This window comes from Leifsonia sp. EB34 (assembly GCF_041260585.1).
GTDB lineage: Bacteria > Actinomycetota > Actinomycetes > Actinomycetales > Microbacteriaceae > Leifsonia.
Window position 1 is genome coordinate 772,876 of the sequence record NZ_JBGCCV010000002.1, and the last position, 16,806, is coordinate 789,681.

The window sequence follows — 16,806 nt, forward strand, 5'->3', positions numbered from 1 at the left end:
TCGTGCCGAATGTGGGCTCTGGGCGCGCCGAAGTCGACGTTCGGCACGACTCGCGGAGTGGTCAGACGGTGCGGAGGACTGCGACGACCTTGCCGAGGATGGTCGAGAAGTCGCCCAGGATCGGCTCGAAGTTGGAGTTGCGCGGGAGCAGCCAGGTGTGGCCGTCGCGCTGGCGGAACACCTTGACGGTGGCCTCCTCGTCGAGCATGGCCGCGACGATGTCGCCGTTCTCCGCGGTGCTCTGCGCCCGGACGACCACCCAGTCGCCGTCGCAGATGGCGGCGTCGATCATGGATTCGCCGACGACCTTGAGCATGAACAGCTCACCGTTGCCCACGAGCTGGCGGGGGAGCGGGAAGACCTCCTCCACCTGCTGCTCGGCGGTGATCGGGACACCGGCGGCGATGCGGCCGACGAGCGGGACCATCGCGGCGTCGCCGACAGGGGTCTGATTCTCGAAGTCGGGGGTGGTCGTCGAGGGGAGGTCGATGAGGATCTCCAACGCGCGGGGCCGGTTCGGGTCGCGGCGGAGGTAGCCGCTCAGCTCGAGCTGGTTGAGCTGGTGGGTGACGGACGAGAGGCTTGAGAGGCCGACCGCGTCGCCGATCTCGCGCATGCTCGGCGGGTAGCCCCGCGTGCTCACCGAGCGCTGGATCACGTCGAGGATGGCGAGCTGCTTCTCGCTCAGGTTCTTGCGGCGCCGCGTGCGCGGAGCCTGGTTCTCGTTCGACACGCTCGTCCCTTCGTGACCGTCCCCGCCACCCGGCGGAACCGAATGTCGGTGGTGCCTGGTTGTCTTACGTCCAGACAATCGAAACTGTATCCACAGTACGGCTGCCCGACAAACATGTGTTCGAGTGTGTCTCGAAATACGTGCCAGATTCGTCGCCGGACCGAGGATTGCGGTCTCGGACATTCGAAGATATATTCGGAACAGAGCTTCGAGCGAAGCCTTTGGAGGTCACGATCATGAGCGCAGTGGTGATGCACACCGTCGGGATGAGCGGCGCGCGGTTGAACGGCGCTGGGGTGAGCGGCGCTGGGGCCGGGAGCGTTGAGACCGCGAGCGTCGGCGCGCGCGTTCGGCTGCGGCTGACCCGGCGTGGGCGGGTCGTGCTGACGATGCTCGTTGCTCTGCCGATCGTGATCGGGGCGATGGTGTTCGCGCTCAACGGTGGGGGTGCGGCGGCGACGGGGGAGCAGACGCACGTGACCTTCCAGTACGTGACGGTGCAGTCGGGGGACTCGCTGTGGTCGGTGGCGTCGCGGATCGCGCCCAACGCGGACCCGCGCAACGTGATCGCCGACCTGGTCAACCTCAACGGACTGTCCTCGGCGGTCGTCACCCCGGGGCAGCAGCTCGCGATCCCGACGCAGTACGGGAAGTAGGGGCGCGGCGGCTCCGCCGCGGCTCGGCCGCCGCCCAAGAAGGAAATCTGGCGCGACAGGCCGAGGCGGTTCCTGCAGAAGGGGGTTCGGCAGGAGATTGGGGCGGGTTCTCCTTCCGACGGGAGGCGCGGCAGGCGGGTGCGGGTGCGAGCGCGGGCGCGGGTGCCGGGCGCGGCGTCACACGGCGGAAGCCCTCAGGCTCGCTGACTACCATTGAGGGGTGACCTCCCTCTCCGATCTTCCGATCCGTGACGACCTGCGCGGCCGCACCCCGTACGGGGCGCCGCAGAAGGTCGTGCCCGTCGCGTTGAACGTGAACGAGAACACGCATCCGGTCCCGGAGGACGTCGCCGCCGACATCGTCGCGCGGGTCGCCGTCGCGGTGACCGGGGTGAACCGCTACCCGGACCGGGAGTTCACGGAGCTCCGCAAGGCGTTCGCCCGCTACCTCGGGCACGACCTCACCGCCGAGCAGATCTGGGCGGCCAACGGGTCCAACGAGGTGCTGCAGCACATCCTGCAGGCGTTCGGCGGGCCGGGCCGCAGCCTCCTCGGGTTCGCGCCCACGTACTCCATGTACCCGTTGCTGGCCTCCGGGACCGGCACGAGCTGGATCGCGGCCGGGCGCGACGCCGACTTCGAGTTGTCGCCGGAGACCGCGGCAGCGGCCGTGCGCGAGCACGACCCCGACATCGTCATCCTCTGCTCGCCCAACAACCCGACCGGGACCCCGCTCACGCTCGAGACGGTCGAGGCCGTCTACGCGGCGGCGCGCGGCATCGTGATCGTGGACGAGGCGTACGCGGAGTTCATGCCGGAGGGCGAGCCGTCGGCGCTCACGCTCCTCCCGGGCCGGGAGCGGCTGCTCGTCTCGCGCACGATGAGCAAGGCGTTCGCCTTCGCCGGCGCGCGCGTCGGCTACCTGGCCGCCGACCCGGCCGTGGTGGACGCGCTCAGGCTGGTCCGGCTGCCATACCACCTCTCCGCGATCACGCAGGCCGCCGCCCTCGGGGCGCTCGCGCACTCCGACGAGATGCTCGCGATGGTCGGCGAGATCCGCGCGCAGCGCGACCGGCTGGTCGTGGAGCTCGCGGAGCTCGGCTACCGTCCGCACCGCAGCGGCAGCAACTTCGTGCTCTTCGGCGGCGTGGACGACCCGCACGCCGTGTTCGAGGCGCTGCTGGAGCGGGGCGTGCTCATCCGCGACGTCGGCATCCCGAACCACCTCCGGGTCACCGCGGGCACCGAGACCGAGACGACCGCGTTCCTGGAGGCGCTGCGTGCGCTCGGGCGGCCGTCCGGAGCCGTGGCGGCCGGCGCGCAGTCGGTAAGCTCGCAGTCATGACGAATCGGACCGCCCAGCTCCAGCGCGCGACCAGCGAGTCCAGCATCGAGCTCAGCCTCGACCTCGACGGCACCGGGAAGTCCGACATCCACACGTCGGTGCCGTTCTACGACCACCTGCTGACCGCGTTCGCCAAGCACTCGCTCACCGACCTGACGGTGCGGGCGAGCGGGGACACCGACATCGACGTGCACCACACGGTGGAGGACGTCGCGATCGTGCTCGGCCAGGCCATCCGGGAGGCGCTCGGCGACAAGTCCGGCATCTCCCGCTACGGCGACGCGCTTGTCCCGCTCGACGAGGCGCTCGTGCAGGCCGTGGTCGACATCTCCGGGCGCCCCTACCTCGTGCACGCCGGCGAGCCGGCCGGGTTCGAGTTCCATCTGATCGGCGGGCACTTCACCGGGTCGATGGTGCGGCACGTCTTCGAGGCGATCGCGTACAACGCCGGGCTGACCGTGCACGTCACCGTGGTCGGCGGCCGCGACCCGCACCACATCGCGGAGGCCGAGTTCAAGGCGTTCGCGCGCGCGTTCCGGCAGGCGAAGGCGCTCGACCCGCTGGTGTCCGGCATCCCGTCGACGAAGGGCGCACTGTGAGCGCACCCGACGTCGTCGTCTTCGACTACGGCACCGGCAACGTCCACTCCGCGGTCAAGGCGCTGGAGGCCGCCGGCGCGAACGTCGAGCTCACCGGCAACCGCCGGCGCGCGCAGGAGGCCGACGGCCTCCTGGTCCCGGGCGTCGGCGCGTTCGCCGCGGTCACCGAGGCGCTGCGCCGCTCGCACGGCGACGAGGTGATCGACCGCCGACTCGCGGGCGGCCGCCCGGTGCTCGGCATCTGCGTCGGCATGCAGGTGCTGTTCGAGCGCGGCGTCGAGCACGGCGTCGAGACCGAGGGGCTCGGCGAGTGGCCGGGCACGGTCGACCTCCTCCAGGCCGACGTCGTCCCGCACATGGGCTGGAACACCGTCGAGGCGCCGGAGGACTCCGTGCTGTTCGACGGCATCCGCGACGAGCGCTTCTACTTCGTCCACTCGTACGCGGCGCAGGAGTGGACACTGGAGGCCACCGGGCCGTTCCAGCAGCCGCGGGTGACCTGGGCCGAGCACGGCTCGCGCTTCGTCGCAGCGGTGGAGAACGGACCGCTCAGCGCGACCCAGTTCCACCCGGAGAAGTCCGGCGAGGCCGGCCTGAAGCTGCTGCGCAACTGGATCGGCTCGCTCTAGCGACCATTCCCCGTCCGCGACGCGGACCCGAACGACCCCGACAGAGGAAACACACACCGACATGAGCGAACTCACCAACCGGCCCAAGCTCGTCCTGCTGCCCGCCGTCGACGTCGCCGACGGCAAGGCCGTGCGGCTCACGCAGGGCGAGGCCGGCAGCGAGACCAGCTACGGCGACCCGGTCGACGCCGCCGCCGAATGGGTGGACGCCGGCGCCGAGTGGATCCACCTGGTCGACCTGGACGCCGCGTTCGGCCGGGGCGACAACCGCGACCTCCTCAAGAAGGTCATCGACAACACCACGGGCGTCCACATCGAGCTCTCCGGCGGCATCCGCGACGACGCGTCGCTGGAGCACGCGCTGGCGATCGGCGCCACCCGCGTCAACCTCGGCACGGCGGCGCTGGAGAACCCGGAGTGGGCGGCCGACGCGATCGCCCGCTACGGCGAGGCCATCGCGGTCGGCCTGGACGTCCGCGGCACGACGCTCGCGGCGCGCGGCTGGACGCGCGAGGGCGGCGACCTGTGGGAGGTGCTGGAGCGCCTCGAGGACGCCGGGTGCGCCCGCTACGTGGTCACCGACGTCACCAAGGACGGCACGCTCAAGGGCCCGAACCTCGACCTGCTCCGCCAGGTGATGGAGCGCACGGACCGTCCGGTGGTGGCCTCCGGCGGCATCTCCAGCCTCGATGACATCGCCGCGCTGCGCGAGCTGGTGCCGCTCGGCCTCGAGGGCGCGATCGTCGGCAAGGCGCTCTACTCCGGGGCGTTCACCCTGCCCGAGGCACTGGATGTCGCCGGCGTCTGAGGCCGGGCGCGACGGCGCCGGGGACGCGGCGCGCGACGGCGCGGGGCGCGCAGCGAGCGCGGCGGATGACGCATCCCGGCGCGCGGGGGATGCGGGCGACCGCCACGAGGCGCTCCCGCACGATGAGGGCGCGGTGGATGACGCCGCCCGGCGCGCGGACGATGCGGACGACCGCCACGAGGCGACCCCGCATGATGGGCACGCGGGCGACCGCTCCGACGCACGGCATGGTCCGACCGCGACCGGCGTCAGCCGACTGTCCGGGTTCGCTGCGACGCTCGCGGGCTTCACGGCATCCTCCGGCGACTCCGCGGGGCAGCCGTGGGAGGGCCGCGAGTTCGACGACAACCCGTTCGGCGACGACGACGGCTCCGCGCCTCCCGAGCTGCTCGGCGCGCTCGCCGCGTTCCGGGCCGGCGAGGTGGGCGCCGAGGCCGTGGTGGACGCGGTGCGCACGGTGCGCCTGCTCATCCCGCTGGTCGCCGAGTTGGGCGAAGAGGGGACCAGCGACGCCGGGCTCGCGATCGACAAGACGCAGGAGCTGTCCATCGTCACCGTCGCCGCTCCGGACGGACGCCGCGTCCTCCCCGTCTTCTCGTCGGTGACGGCGATGCAGGCGTGGAACCCCGCCGCCCGTCCGGTCCCGGCCGCCGGGCCGCGCGCCGCGCTCGCCGCGGCGTCGGAGGACACCGAGCTGCTGGTGCTCGACCCCACGTCGGAGACCGAGTTCGTCCTGCGCCGGCCGGCTGTCTGGGCGCTCGCGCAGGGTCAGGCGTGGCTGCCGAGCCACCGCGACCCGGTCGTGCTGGCGGCGTTCCGGGCGTCGATCGGCTCCGAACTCGGCGTGCTCGACGTGAATCTGGCCGCGGGTGACCCCGGCTACCGCCTCGCCGGCGACGAGCTGGTGGTGCGGCTCACGCTCGCCACAGGCCTGACGGCCGAAGAGCTCAACGCGATCCTGTCCCGGCTCGCGCAGCGCTGGGCCGCCGACGACGCCATCGCCACCCGCGTCGACTCGCTCCGCGTCCAACTCACCGCCGCCTCCTGACACGCGAGTACGCGGATAATCCGCGTACTCGGCGGTTTCTGACCGATTATGCGCGTACTCGAGGGCGGCCGCGCTCCGCCTACGCTGGTGGGATCATGACCGTCTTCGCCGCCCTTGTCCTGTTCGTCAACGCCGTCTTCAACGTGATCGCCTGGCCGCGCTTCTTCGCCCGGGTGCGGTCCGACCAGCGCGCCAGGGACGCTGCCGGCCGCGCGACCGCCTTCCTCCGGGTGCACGCGGCGCTGCTCGGCGTCGCCCTCCTGCTCGCGCTGCTGTCCGCCGTCGCCGGAGTGCTCCTCCTCGTCGCGTGACGCCCGCGGCGCGCCCGCGGGCCGGGGTGCTCCACTTCGTCGCGTGACGCCCCCTGCGCGCGCGTGGGCCGGGGGGTGCTGTTGCTCGTCGGCTGAGCCGGATGGGAGCATGAGGGCATGGCCATCACGATCACCGGCGACGCCGAAGCCGACGCCCTCCTCGACCAGTCCCCGTTCGCCCTCCTCGTCGGGATGATGCTCGACCAGCAGATCGCGATGGAGACCGCGTTCATCGGCCCCGCCAAGCTGCGCGACCGCCTCGGCTCGCTCGACCCGGCCCAGATCGCGGGCCTCGACCCCGACGAGCTGGTCGCGGTGATGAAGCAGACGCCGTCGGTGCACCGGTTCCCTGGCTCCATGGCCGGCCGGCTGCAGTCGCTGTCCGCCGCGATCGTGACCGACTGGGGCGGCGACACCGCCGCGATCTGGACGCAGGGCGACCCGAGCGGCGCGGAGGTGCTGCGCCGGCTGAAGGCGCTGCCCGGCTTCGGCGAGCAGAAGGCGAAGATCTTCCTGGCCCTGCTCGGCAAGCAGAAGGGCCTCCAGGCGCCGGGCTGGCGGGAGGCCGCGGGCGACTACGGCGCGGAGGGCTACCGTTCCGTGGCGGACATCGTCGACCCCGAGTCGCTCACCAAGGTGCGGGAGCACAAGCGCGCGATGAAGGCGGCCGCGAAGGGCTGAGGTTCGCCCGGCCCCGCGGCGATGTCGGCGGCCGCCGGTAGCGTAGCGGTGTGTTCCTACTCGACGGTGTGATCGTCACCAGCGCCAGCGATCTGACCGAGGCGTCCAAGTGCGAGTTCGCCTTCCTGCGGACGCTCGACGTCAAGCTCGGGCGGCTGGAGAAGACCGAAGAGGTCGAGGACCCGATGTACGTGCGGTCCTCGCGGCTGGGCGACGAGCAGGAGCACCACATCCTGGAGCGCTACCGCGAGCGGTTCGGCGACGTGGTCGCGGAGATCGAGCGGCCCGAGTCGCTGACCGCCGACAGCCTCGCGGAGGCCGTGCGCGCCACCGCAGACGCGTTCGCTCGGGGGAGCGAGGTCGTCTTCCAGGCCACCTTCTTCGACGGGTCGTTCGTCGGGTTCGCCGACTTCATCGTCCGGTTGCCCGACGGCCGCTACCGCGTCCAGGACTCCAAGCTGGCCCGCAGCGCCCGGGTCACCGCGCTGCTGCAGCTCGCGGCCTACGCCGAGCAGCTCGGACGCACGGGCGTCGAGGTCGACGGGTCGGTCGAGCTGCTCCTCGGCGACGGCTCGGTCAGCGAGCACCGGCTCTCCGACATCGAGCCCGTCTATCGCAAGCGGCGCGCCCGCCTGCTCGACATCATCGCGGAGCACGTCGCCGACCCAGGCCCCGTGGCGTGGGGCGACCCGCGGTTCACGGTGTGCGGCCGGTGCGACACCTGCGACGCGGAGGTCACGGCTGCGCGCGACGTGCTGCTGGTCGCGGGGATGCGCGTCACCCAGCGCGAGCGCCTCGCGGCGGCGGGCATCACCACCATCGACGCGCTCGCGGCCTCCACCGGGCCGGTCGAGGGCATCCCGGACGGCACGCTGACGGGGCTGCGCGAGCAGGCCGTGCTGCAGCTGGAGGCCGTGGAGGGTGCGCCGCCGCCGGTGCGCGTCTTCAACGCGCCCGTGCTCGCCGTCCTCCCGGAGCCCGACGCGGGCGACATCTTCTTCGACTTCGAGGGCGACCCGCTCTACACGGAGGGCGCGGGCGAGCGCTGGAACCTCGACTACCTGTTCGGGATGGTCGACCGGGACGCCCGGTTCACCGCGTTCTGGGCGCACGACTTCGCGGAGGAGCGCGTTGCGCTGGAGCGCTTCCTGGCGTTCGTCCGCGAGCGTCGCGCCGCCCATCCCGGCATGCACATCTACCACTACGCGGCCTACGAGCAGACCCACCTGCTCTCGATCTCCGCCCGGCACGGCGTCGGCGAGGAGGAGGTCGACGGCCTGCTGCGCGACAACGTGATGGTCGACCTGTACCCGCTGGTGCGCAAGTCCGTGCGCGTGGGGTCGCGGTCGTACTCCATCAAGAAGCTGGAGCCGCTCTACATGGGCTCCGAGCTGCGCCAGAGCGAAGTGACGAACGGCGCGGACTCCATCACGGAGTACGCGAACGCGCGCGACCTGATCGCGCTCGGCCGGTTCGCCGAGGCCCAGCCGCTGCTCGACGCGCTCGCCGACTACAACCGCTACGACTGCGTGTCGACGCTCCGCCTCCGCGACTGGCTGCTCGCCCGCGCCGCCGAGGCCGGCGTCCCGATCGGCGCCGCTCCGATGGAGGAGCCGGAGCCGGCGCCGGAGGAGTCCCCGCTGCGCGCGGGCCTGCTCGGGTTCGCGGGCGACCCCCTCGACCCGCACCGCACGCCCGACCGGGAGGCGATGGCGCTCGCCGCGGCCGCGATCGACTTCCACCGCCGCGAGCAGAAGAGCTTCTGGCAGAGCCACTTCTCCCGGCTCATCCAGCCGGTGGAGGAGTGGGCCGACACCCGCGACGTGCTGGTCGTGGAGTCGGTGCGCGTGGTGCGCGACTGGTACCTCGACGAGGGCCAGCGCGTCGAGCGGCGCGAACTGCTGCTGTCCGGCCAGTGGGGCGCGGGCAGCACGGTGCGGGTCAGCGAGAGCTCCGGGCCGTTCCTGCTCTACGAGTACCCTGGCCCGTTCCGGCTGCTGCGCGCCCAGCCCGGGGCGCGGACGGTGCGCGGCGTCGCCGTGATCGAGGTCACCGACGACGGCTCGGTCCTGGTGCGCGAGACACTTCCGGAGGACGTGGAGGCCTACCACCACCTCCCGATGGCCCTCACCCCCGCGCCGCCGCCGAACACCCGCCCGCTCGCCGAGGCGGTGCGCGAGTGGGGCACCGACCTGCTCGCCGCGCGGCAGAACGACCGCTGGCCGGTGAACGCGACCGTAGACCTGCTCCGACGGACGCCGCCGCGCACCCGGTCCGGGAGCCTGGCGCCCGAGGGGCCGGAGGACGGCAGCGGGCGCATCGCGGCCGTCACCGCCAGCCTGGTCGACCTCGACGCCTCGTACCTGGCGGTGCAGGGGCCTCCGGGCACCGGCAAGTCCTACCTGGGCGCCCACGTCATCGCCCGGCTCGTGGCCGCGCACGGCTGGCGCGTCGGAGTCGTCGCCCAGTCGCACGCGGTGGTCGAGAACCTCCTCGACCGCGTCGTGGACACCGGGCTCGACCCGGCCCTGGTCGGCAAGGTGCCGAGCGGCGCGTCCGAGGCTCCGCGGTTCACTCCGTTGCGCCGGAACGGCCACCTCGAGTTCGCGGCCGAGCGCGAGGGCCGCGGTTACGTCCTCGGCGGCACGGCGTGGGACTTCGCCAACGCCGCCCGCATCCCGCGCGGGAGCCTCGACCTGCTCGTGATCGACGAGGCCGGGCAGTTCTCGCTCGCCTCGACCATCGCGGTCGGGGTGTCGGCGCGCAACCTGCTGCTGCTCGGCGACCCGCAGCAGCTCCCGCAGGTGAGCCAGGGCAGCCATCCCGAGCCGGTGGACGGCTCCGCCCTCGGCTGGGTGAGCCACGGCCACGACGTGCTCCCGGCCGAACTCGGCTACTTCCTCGCCGAGAGCCGCCGGATGCACCCCGCGGTGACGGAGGCGGTGTCCCGGCTGTCGTACGAGGGCCGGCTGCACGCGCACCCGAGCACCCGCGACCGCGAACTCGGCGGCGTCGAGCCCGGCCTGCACCCGGTTCCGGTGGCGCATGTGGGCAACGCGACCGCGTCGCCGGAGGAGGCCGCCGCCGTCGTCCGCATCGTGGACGACCTGATCGGGCGCTCCTGGAGCGACCCGGCGGCGGGCGTGGAGGACGCGCCGCTGGCGCAGGACGACGTCATCGTCGTGACTCCGTACAACGCGCAGCTCGCCGAGGTGCGCGCGCTGCTGGACGCGGCCGGCTTCGCGCAGGTGCGGGTCGGGACGGTCGACAAGTTCCAGGGCCAGGAGGCCGCGGTCGCGATCGTCAGCCTGGCCGCGTCCTCGGCGGCCGACGTGCCGCGCGGGATGTCGTTCCTGCTGATGAAGAACCGGCTCAACGTCGCGATCTCACGGGCGAAGTGGGCGGCCTACCTGGTGCATTCGCCCGAGCTGACGGAGTTCCTGCCGACGACGCCGGCCGGGGTGGGCGAGCTGAGCGCGTTCATCCGGCTGGTCGAGCCTGGCGCGTCGGATCGCCCCACCGTGGCCGCGGGTGAAGCCGCTGGTGAGGCGCGGGTCTGAGAGCTACGGTGGAGGCGTGTCCCCGGAGGAACTGGAGGAGCTCGTCATCCTGCGACGAGCGCGCGACAAGATCGACCGCGAGTACGCCGAGCCGCTCGACGTCCCGACGATGGCCGCGTCCGCCTACATGTCACCGTCGCACTTCGCGCGCCGGTTCCGCGCCGTCTACGGCGAGACGCCCTACAGCTACCTGATGACCCGGCGGATCGAGCGGGCGATGGCGCTGCTGCGCGAGGGGGCGAGCGTCACCGAGGCGTGCATGGCGGTCGGCTGTACGTCGCTCGGCTCGTTCAGCTCCAAGTTCGCCGAGGTCGTGGGGGAGACGCCGACGAGCTACCGCGCGCGCGAGCACCGCGCGGTGCTCGCGATGCCCAACTGCATCGCGAAGCAGCGCACGCGGCCGGTGCGCTCGAAGCCGATCCCCGGTTGAGCGCGGTCCGGGCTGGGTTGAGATGGGCGCTCGAAGCCGATCCCCGGTTGAGCGCGGTCTGGGCTGGGTTGAGATGGGCGCTCGAAGCCGATCCCGGGCTGAAACGGACTGAGCAGGAATGGAGAAGCGCCGCGGTCGCGCCGTTCCTAGAGTGGCGGTATGACCATTTCGCTGCAGTACTCGCACATCACCGTCACGAACCCCGAGGAGTCCCTCGCCTTCTATCGTGACGCGCTGGGGCTGGACGTCCTCAACGACGTCGAGTCGGGCGGCCACCACTGGATCACCCTCGGCGTCGCGGGTCAGCCGGGCACCGAGATCGTCCTCTCCGACCCGTATGCCGGCCGCTCGCAGGCCGACGGCGACGCCATCCAGGAGCTCGTCGCCAAGGGCGTGCTGACCAATGTCGTCTTCCGCACCGAGGACGACCTCGACGGCGTGTTCGAGCGCGTGCGCGCCAGCGGCGCCGAGGTCCTCCAGGAGCCGAAGGACCAGCCGTGGGGCCCGCGGGACTGCGCGTTCCGCGACCCGTCCGGCAACATGGTGCGCATCCTGCAGTCGGCGGCGCAGCCCGCGTAGGAGGCGCAGCCTCCCCGCAAGGCGGGCGCAGGCGCGGTGTGCGCCGGAGGTCCCCCAATGGCCTCCGGCGCACACGTACTTCCGATTCTCGCGAAGCCCGTGGCGCCCAGCCAGAGCGTTCGCACCTCAATCGGCCGTCCGACGACGCGGACCGGCGTCGTCACATTACGGAACGCGTTTTGCCCTCGCGGTCTCCGCTTGGAAGGCTCGATGTGCCGCCAACCGTTCGCCGGCACATCACACCCCTTCACAAGAGAGGCACAGCCATGCGCGACGCCACCCCGCCCGGAACCGTCCCCGCACTCCCCGAGAAGCCGAAGCGCTCGAAGACCCCGTGGATCGTCGGCATCGCCGTCGTCGCGGTCCTCGCCATCGTGGGCGGTGTCGTCGCGGTCGTCAACGCGAACAACAGCGGCTCGGCCGACGCTTCCGGCAAGACGGTCGCGGTGAAGATCGGCACGACCGAGCAGTCTGCGCCGTACTGGCCGATCCTGAAGAGCGAGGCCGCCAAGGAGGGCATCGACATCCAGGTCGTCGGCTTCCGTGACTACACGCAAGCCAACCCGGCGCTGGCGAACGGCCAGCTCGACCTCAACCTGTTCCAGCACCTGCAGTTCCTCGCGAACTACAACGTCGAGTCGGGCCAGAACCTGGTGCCGATCGCCTCGACCTACGTCGTTCCGCTGTCGCTCTACTCGAAGAAGTTCCACTCGCTGGACGCGCTCCCGGCCGGCGCGAAGATCGCCATCCCGAACGACCCCACCAACCAGGCGCGCGCGCTGATCGTACTGCAGAAGGCCGGCCTCCTGAAGCTGAAGAACGGCGGCACCACGCTCTCGACGCCCGCCGACATCGACGCCGCGGCGTCGAAGGTCACGGTGCTTCCCGTCGACGCGGCGCAGACCGCTCCCGCGCTCGACTCGGCCGACGCCGCGGTGATCAACAACACCTTCGTCGGCCCGGCCGGCATCGACCCGAAGTCCGCGCTCTTCCAGGACGACCCGAAGAGCTCCGCGGCGGAGCCGTACATCAACGCGTTCGTCGCCCGTGCGAAGGACAAGGACAACGCGACCTTCCTGAAGATCGCCGACCTCTACCACACGAAGGCCGTGCAGGACGCGGTGCTCGCGGACTCCAAGAACACCGCCGTGCTCGTGCAGAAGCCGCAGGCCGACCTCCTCGCGATCCTGCACTCGCTGGAGAAGTCCATCAAGGCGGCGAAGTAGGCGTGAGCGCCCTCATTGAGTTCCGCGGCGTCACCAAGAGCTTCCGCTCGGGCGACGCCGCGGTCTCCGCCGTCTCGGACATCGACCTGACCATCGAGCGCGGCGAGATCTTCGGCATCATCGGCTACTCCGGCGCGGGCAAGAGCACGCTGCTGCGGCTCATCAACGCGCTGGAGCACGCGACCGCAGGCTCCGTGATCGTCGACGGCCGCGACCTGACCACGCTGCGCGAGCGCGACCTCCGGAGCGTGCGGGCCGGGATCGGGATGATCTTCCAGCAGTTCAACCTGTTCCGCTCGCGCACCGTGTTCGCGAACATCGCCTACCCGCTCAAGGTGGCGGGCTGGCCGGCGGACAAGCGCACGGAGCGCGTCACCGAGCTGCTCGCGTTCGTCGGCCTCACCGAGAAGGCGTGGGCGTACCCCGACCAGCTCTCCGGCGGCCAGAAGCAGCGCGTCGGCATCGCCCGGGCGCTCGCCACGAACCCCGCCATCCTGCTCGCCGACGAGGCGACCAGCGCCCTCGACCCGGAGACCACCGCCGACGTGCTGGCGCTGCTCAAACGAGTCAACGCGGAGCTCGGCGTCACCATCGTGGTCATCACTCACGAGATGGAGGTCGTCCGCTCCATCGCCGACCGGGTCGCCGTGCTCGACGCCGGCCGGATCATCGAGCTCGGGACCGTGTTCGAGGTGTTCTCGGACCCGCAGACGGCGACCTCGCAGCGCTTCGTCGGCACCGTGCTGCGCAACCAGCCGGGGGAGGCCGACATCGAGCGGCTGCGCGGTAAGCACGCCGGCCGGATCGTCTCGGCGCGCATCCACGACGACGGCCGCCTCGGCGCGGTGCTCTCCGACGCGGTCGGACGGCACGGCGTGCGGTTCGAGATCGTCTACGGCGGCATCTCGGCGCTGCAGGGCCGCTCCTTCGGGAGCTTGACGCTGGAACTGCTCGGCGAGCCGGAGGCGGTGGACGCCCTGGTGGCGGAGCTGCGAACGGTGACCGAGGTCGAGGAGGTGGCGGCATGACGGACTGGTCGACGCTCTGGCCGGTGTACCTGACCGCCATCGGGCAGACCCTGTGGATGGTCGTGGCGACGCTCGTGCTCGGCGGCGTGCTCGGACTCGCGCTCGGCGTGCTGCTCTACACCACGCGGCCGGGCGGCTTGCTGGAGAACCGGGTTCTGTCGGCGGTGCTGAACGTGCTGGTGAACTTCGTCCGGCCGATCCCGTTCATCATCTTCATGACCGCGGTCGCGCCGCTGACGCAGGCGGTGTTGGGGACGTTCCTCGGCACGCCCGCGGCGATCTTCCCGATGACCATCGCGGCGACCTTCGCGATCTCGCGCATCGTCGAGCAGAACCTGGTCACCATCGACCCCGGTGTGATCGAAGCGGCGCGCGCGATGGGGTCGAGCCCGTGGCGGATCATCTCCACGCTGCTCATCCCGGAGGCGCTCGGCCCGCTGATCCTCGGCTACACGTTCGTGTTCGTGGCCATCGTGGACCTGTCGGCGGTCGCGGGGAGCCTGGGCGGCGGAGGCCTCGGGGACTTCGCGATTTCGTACGGGTACCAGCGTTACAACTGGGTGGTGACGTGGATCGCGGTGCTGACGATCGTGGTCCTGGTGCAGGCGGCGCAGTTCCTGGGGAACAGGCTGGCGCGGAAGGCGCTGCGGCGGTGAGCCCGCGGGTCGGCCGCTACGCCTGCGCGGTGTAGCGGCCGACCGGCCGGAGGCGCAGCGGAGGCTCGCGGTACTCGGCGAGGGCGTGCACGATCCAGCCGGCGGTGCGGGCGGTCGCGAAGATCACCTCGCCGGCGTCGTCGGCCATCCTGCCCGCCAAGGAGAGCGCGGCGAGGGCGAGGTCCACGTTCGGAGCGGCGCCGGTGCGGTCGCGCAGCAGCGCGGCCAGCGCGTCGACGGCCGCCACCACGGACCCGGCGCCGGGGGTGTCGGCGAGCATCCCGAGCAGGATGCGCCCGCGCGGGTCTCCCGCGGGATAGAGCGGCTGGCCGAAGCCGGGGACCGGCCCGCGGCCGTCCACCACGGCGTCGGCGACGACCCGGGCGGGCTCCTCCCCGGCGGCGATCCGGGCGAGCATGCGGTGCGCGGCGCGGCTGGCGTTGCCGTGCAGCGGGGAGTCGAGCGCGCCGAGGCCCGCCACCACCACGGCGTAGGGGGTCGCGCGCGCGGAGGCGGCGGCGCGGGCGGCGAGCGTGGAGACGGCGAGGTCGTGGTCCAGGAGGAGGACCAGGGCGGCGTTGAGAGTGCGCAGGGCTTCGGGGGAGGCGGGGAGCGGGGAGAGGCGGGACCAGAGGGTGGCGGCCAGGCCGTCGCCCTGCGAGGACGACTTCTCCGGCAGCACCTCCACCATCCCCGCGATCAGCCGCTCCGCCGCGCCCGCCACCGCTTCCGGCTCCAGCGACGTGCGCAGCGGGTCCGCCGCCGCCAGCGCCGTGACAGCGACGAGCTGCCGGTCGCGGTCGCCTGCGCCGGCCGGCAGCGCCGCCGCGACTCGCCGGGCGGCCGCCAGCCCGGGACCCGGCGCGAACCGGGCCGACGCCTCCCACCGCCCGGTGAGCGCCCAGCGCGCGACGACCTCGAACGGCTCTCGCGCGAGCTCGGCGGCCGCGCGCCCGCGGTAGTACAGCTCGCCGTCGTCGATCAGCGCGAAGTCCGTCTCGATCACCATCAGCGGCCGGCCGTCCGAGCGCGGCGGCGCGGGAGAGGCGCGGCGGCGGCGTGCCGCGGCGAAGGCCTCCACCTCCAGCGGGTCGAAGCTCGACCCTGCCGCGGTGCGCTCGCGGGTGAGCAGGCCGCGCGCGACGTACGCGTACAGCGTCGCGAGCTTCACCCCGAGGCGCTCGGCGGTCTGTTCGGCGGTGAGCCGCGGGAGGTCGCTCATATTGATCCGATCAACGTTGACGTGCGTAGCATCCACGTTCACACTACTGGCATGGACCGCATGAACGACACCCTCATCGACGTCCCGCGCGGACTGACCAACGTGGTCGCCGCCACCACCGCGCTCGGCGACGTGCGCGGGCACGAAGGCTTCTACCACTACCGCCAGTACTCGGCTATCGACCTGGCGCGCGAGCGCACGTTCGAGGACGCCTGGTACCTCTTGCTGTTCGGCGAGCTGCCGTCCGCCGAGGAGTTGGCGGGCTTCCGGGCCCGGATCGCCGAGGCGCGGCGCATCCCGGAGCCGGTCGCCGAGCTCCTGCCCGCGATCGCCCGGCTGACCGCCGACGGTGACGCGCTGGCCGGGCTCCGGATGGCGCTCGCCGCGGTGGCCGCCGCGGACGGGATGCGCCCCGTCTACGACGAGGACGAGGACGCCCGGCTCCGCGACGCGATCCGGGTCGCCGCGATCACGCCGGTGCTGCTGGCGTCCCTGCACGCGTACGCGGAGGGCCGGACCCCACCGGAGCCGCGCAGCGACCTCGGCTACGCCGCCGACTACCTCCGCCTGATCACCGGGCGCGTGCCGGACCCCGCTCACGAGTACGCGCTCAGCGCGTACCTCACGGCCGCGATCGACCACGGCTTCAACGCCTCCACCTTCACCGCCCGGGTGATCGCGTCCACCGGCGCGGACGTCGCGGCGGCGGTCGGCGGTGCGCTGGGCGCCCTGTCCGGCCCGCTGCACGGCGGCGCGCCCAGCCGGGCGCTCGACACGCTCGACGCGATCGGCACGCCCGACCGGATCGACGCGTGGATCACCGAGACCGTGCGCTCGGGCGGCCGGGTGATGGGCTTCGGTCACGCGGTCTACCGCACCGAGGACCCGCGGTCGGTGCTGCTGCGGGAGGTCGCGCAAGGCTTCGGCGGCGAGCGGGTGGACTTCGCGGTGCGGGTCGAGGAGCGCGTCCAGCAGCTCCTCGAGGAACTGAAGCCCGGGCGCGGGCTGCACACGAACGTCGAGTTCTACGCCGGTGTCGTGATGGAGCTGTGCGGCATCCCGCGCGCACTGTTCACGCCGACGTTCGCGGCGGCGCGCGTGGTCGGCTGGACGGCGCACATCCTGGAGCAGGCGGCGGACGGCAAGATTCTGCGGCCGTCGTCGCGCTACGTCGGGCCGCCCGCGCCCGAGCCGCTGCCGGGCAGGTCGATCGCCGCCTGACCGCGGACGGGTCCGGGGGCGTATCGTGCTGCTCGGGCGGCACCTGGGCGGCCGCACGAGCGACGGAGGACGCG

Annotated in this window: 17 protein-coding genes; 15 read left to right on the forward strand and 2 right to left on the reverse strand. The window is 72.4% G+C overall.

What is annotated here, in order from left to right; all coding sequences use genetic code 11:
- Positions 1 to 61: 61 nt before the first annotated feature.
- Entirely contained in the window at positions 62 to 733 is a 672-nt protein-coding gene (gene lexA, locus ABIA36_RS13175; protein WP_369962912.1) for a transcriptional repressor LexA, read from the reverse strand.
- A 236-nt stretch (positions 734 to 969) separates the two neighbouring features.
- Here lexA and ABIA36_RS13180 point away from each other — a divergent pair, with 236 nt between their 5' ends.
- The 14 genes from ABIA36_RS13180 to ABIA36_RS13245 all read left to right on the forward strand — a co-directional run bounded on the left by ABIA36_RS13180 (position 970) and on the right by ABIA36_RS13245 (position 14,289).
- Entirely contained in the window at positions 970 to 1,389 is a 420-nt protein-coding gene (locus tag ABIA36_RS13180; RefSeq protein WP_369962914.1) for a LysM peptidoglycan-binding domain-containing protein, read from the forward strand.
- Between the two features lie 220 nt (positions 1,390 to 1,609).
- A complete protein-coding gene (locus ABIA36_RS13185; protein WP_369962916.1) occupies positions 1,610 to 2,734 on the forward strand; it encodes a histidinol-phosphate transaminase in 1,125 nt (374 codons plus the stop codon).
- Complete coding sequence (gene hisB / locus ABIA36_RS13190) at positions 2,731 to 3,333, forward strand: imidazoleglycerol-phosphate dehydratase HisB (protein WP_369962918.1); 603 nt, start codon at positions 2,731 to 2,733, stop codon at positions 3,331 to 3,333. The genes ABIA36_RS13185 and hisB overlap by 4 nt, the downstream gene beginning before the upstream one ends.
- Positions 3,330 to 3,962 (forward strand): imidazole glycerol phosphate synthase subunit HisH, encoded by a 633-nt coding sequence (gene hisH, locus ABIA36_RS13195; protein WP_369962919.1) that lies wholly within the window; start codon positions 3,330 to 3,332, stop codon positions 3,960 to 3,962. Before hisB ends, hisH begins: the two co-directional genes overlap by 4 nt.
- 61 nt (positions 3,963 to 4,023) lie before the next feature.
- Positions 4,024 to 4,770, forward strand: a complete 747-nt coding sequence (gene priA, locus ABIA36_RS13200) for a bifunctional 1-(5-phosphoribosyl)-5-((5-phosphoribosylamino)methylideneamino)imidazole-4-carboxamide isomerase/phosphoribosylanthranilate isomerase PriA (protein WP_369962920.1) — start codon at positions 4,024 to 4,026, stop codon at positions 4,768 to 4,770.
- Between the two features lie 256 nt (positions 4,771 to 5,026).
- A complete protein-coding gene (locus tag ABIA36_RS13205; RefSeq protein WP_369963750.1) occupies positions 5,027 to 5,818 on the forward strand; it encodes an SseB family protein in 792 nt (263 codons plus the stop codon).
- A 95-nt stretch (positions 5,819 to 5,913) separates the two neighbouring features.
- Positions 5,914 to 6,129 carry an SCO4848 family membrane protein gene (locus tag ABIA36_RS13210; protein WP_369962922.1) on the forward strand — a complete coding sequence of 72 codons (216 nt, stop codon included), beginning with the start codon at positions 5,914 to 5,916 and terminating at the stop codon, positions 6,127 to 6,129.
- A gap of 117 nt (positions 6,130 to 6,246) precedes the next feature.
- Positions 6,247 to 6,810 carry an HhH-GPD-type base excision DNA repair protein gene (locus ABIA36_RS13215; protein ID WP_369962923.1) on the forward strand — a complete coding sequence of 188 codons (564 nt, stop codon included), beginning with the start codon at positions 6,247 to 6,249 and terminating at the stop codon, positions 6,808 to 6,810.
- A gap of 50 nt (positions 6,811 to 6,860) precedes the next feature.
- Positions 6,861 to 10,370 (forward strand): TM0106 family RecB-like putative nuclease, encoded by a 3,510-nt coding sequence (locus tag ABIA36_RS13220; protein WP_369962924.1) that lies wholly within the window; start codon positions 6,861 to 6,863, stop codon positions 10,368 to 10,370.
- A gap of 16 nt (positions 10,371 to 10,386) precedes the next feature.
- Positions 10,387 to 10,800 (forward strand): helix-turn-helix transcriptional regulator, encoded by a 414-nt coding sequence (locus tag ABIA36_RS13225; RefSeq protein WP_369962926.1) that lies wholly within the window; start codon positions 10,387 to 10,389, stop codon positions 10,798 to 10,800.
- Positions 10,801 to 10,959: 159 nt separating this feature from the next.
- A complete protein-coding gene (locus ABIA36_RS13230; RefSeq protein ID WP_369962927.1) occupies positions 10,960 to 11,379 on the forward strand; it encodes a VOC family protein in 420 nt (139 codons plus the stop codon).
- A gap of 266 nt (positions 11,380 to 11,645) precedes the next feature.
- A complete protein-coding gene (locus ABIA36_RS13235; protein WP_369962928.1) occupies positions 11,646 to 12,605 on the forward strand; it encodes a MetQ/NlpA family ABC transporter substrate-binding protein in 960 nt (319 codons plus the stop codon).
- A 2-nt stretch (positions 12,606 to 12,607) separates the two neighbouring features.
- Positions 12,608 to 13,633 carry a methionine ABC transporter ATP-binding protein gene (locus ABIA36_RS13240; RefSeq protein ID WP_369962930.1) on the forward strand — a complete coding sequence of 342 codons (1,026 nt, stop codon included), beginning with the start codon at positions 12,608 to 12,610 and terminating at the stop codon, positions 13,631 to 13,633.
- A complete protein-coding gene (locus ABIA36_RS13245) occupies positions 13,630 to 14,289 on the forward strand; it encodes a methionine ABC transporter permease (RefSeq protein WP_369962932.1) in 660 nt (219 codons plus the stop codon). Before ABIA36_RS13240 ends, ABIA36_RS13245 begins: the two co-directional genes overlap by 4 nt.
- 16 nt (positions 14,290 to 14,305) lie before the next feature.
- Here the strand turns inward: ABIA36_RS13245 and ABIA36_RS13250 are convergent, their stop codons facing one another.
- Positions 14,306 to 15,511, reverse strand: coding sequence for a citrate/2-methylcitrate synthase (locus ABIA36_RS13250; protein WP_369962934.1), 1,206 nt, complete (start codon positions 15,509 to 15,511; stop codon positions 14,306 to 14,308).
- Positions 15,512 to 15,562: 51 nt separating this feature from the next.
- Here ABIA36_RS13250 and ABIA36_RS13255 point away from each other — a divergent pair, with 51 nt between their 5' ends.
- Positions 15,563 to 16,732, forward strand: coding sequence for a citrate synthase (locus tag ABIA36_RS13255; protein WP_369962935.1), 1,170 nt, complete (start codon positions 15,563 to 15,565; stop codon positions 16,730 to 16,732).
- Positions 16,733 to 16,806: the final 74 nt, after the last annotated feature.

Excerpts from the sequence above, each read along its gene's own strand:
- ABIA36_RS13245 (WP_369962932.1), top strand. The coding sequence starts at position 13,630 with ATGACGGACTGGTCGACGCTCTGGCCGGTGTACCTGACCGCCATCGGG.
- ABIA36_RS13230 (WP_369962927.1), top strand. The coding sequence starts at position 10,960 with ATGACCATTTCGCTGCAGTACTCGCACATCACCGTCACGAACCCCGAG.
- ABIA36_RS13215 (WP_369962923.1), top strand. The coding sequence starts at position 6,247 with ATGGCCATCACGATCACCGGCGACGCCGAAGCCGACGCCCTCCTCGAC.
- priA (WP_369962920.1), top strand. The coding sequence starts at position 4,024 with ATGAGCGAACTCACCAACCGGCCCAAGCTCGTCCTGCTGCCCGCCGTC.
- ABIA36_RS13250 (WP_369962934.1), bottom strand. The coding sequence starts at position 15,511 with ATGAGCGACCTCCCGCGGCTCACCGCCGAACAGACCGCCGAGCGCCTC.
- ABIA36_RS13235 (WP_369962928.1), top strand. The coding sequence starts at position 11,646 with ATGCGCGACGCCACCCCGCCCGGAACCGTCCCCGCACTCCCCGAGAAG.
- ABIA36_RS13210 (WP_369962922.1), top strand. The coding sequence starts at position 5,914 with ATGACCGTCTTCGCCGCCCTTGTCCTGTTCGTCAACGCCGTCTTCAAC.
- ABIA36_RS13180 (WP_369962914.1), top strand. The coding sequence starts at position 970 with ATGAGCGCAGTGGTGATGCACACCGTCGGGATGAGCGGCGCGCGGTTG.
- hisB (WP_369962918.1), top strand. The coding sequence starts at position 2,731 with ATGACGAATCGGACCGCCCAGCTCCAGCGCGCGACCAGCGAGTCCAGC.
- ABIA36_RS13255 (WP_369962935.1), top strand. The coding sequence starts at position 15,563 with ATGGACCGCATGAACGACACCCTCATCGACGTCCCGCGCGGACTGACC.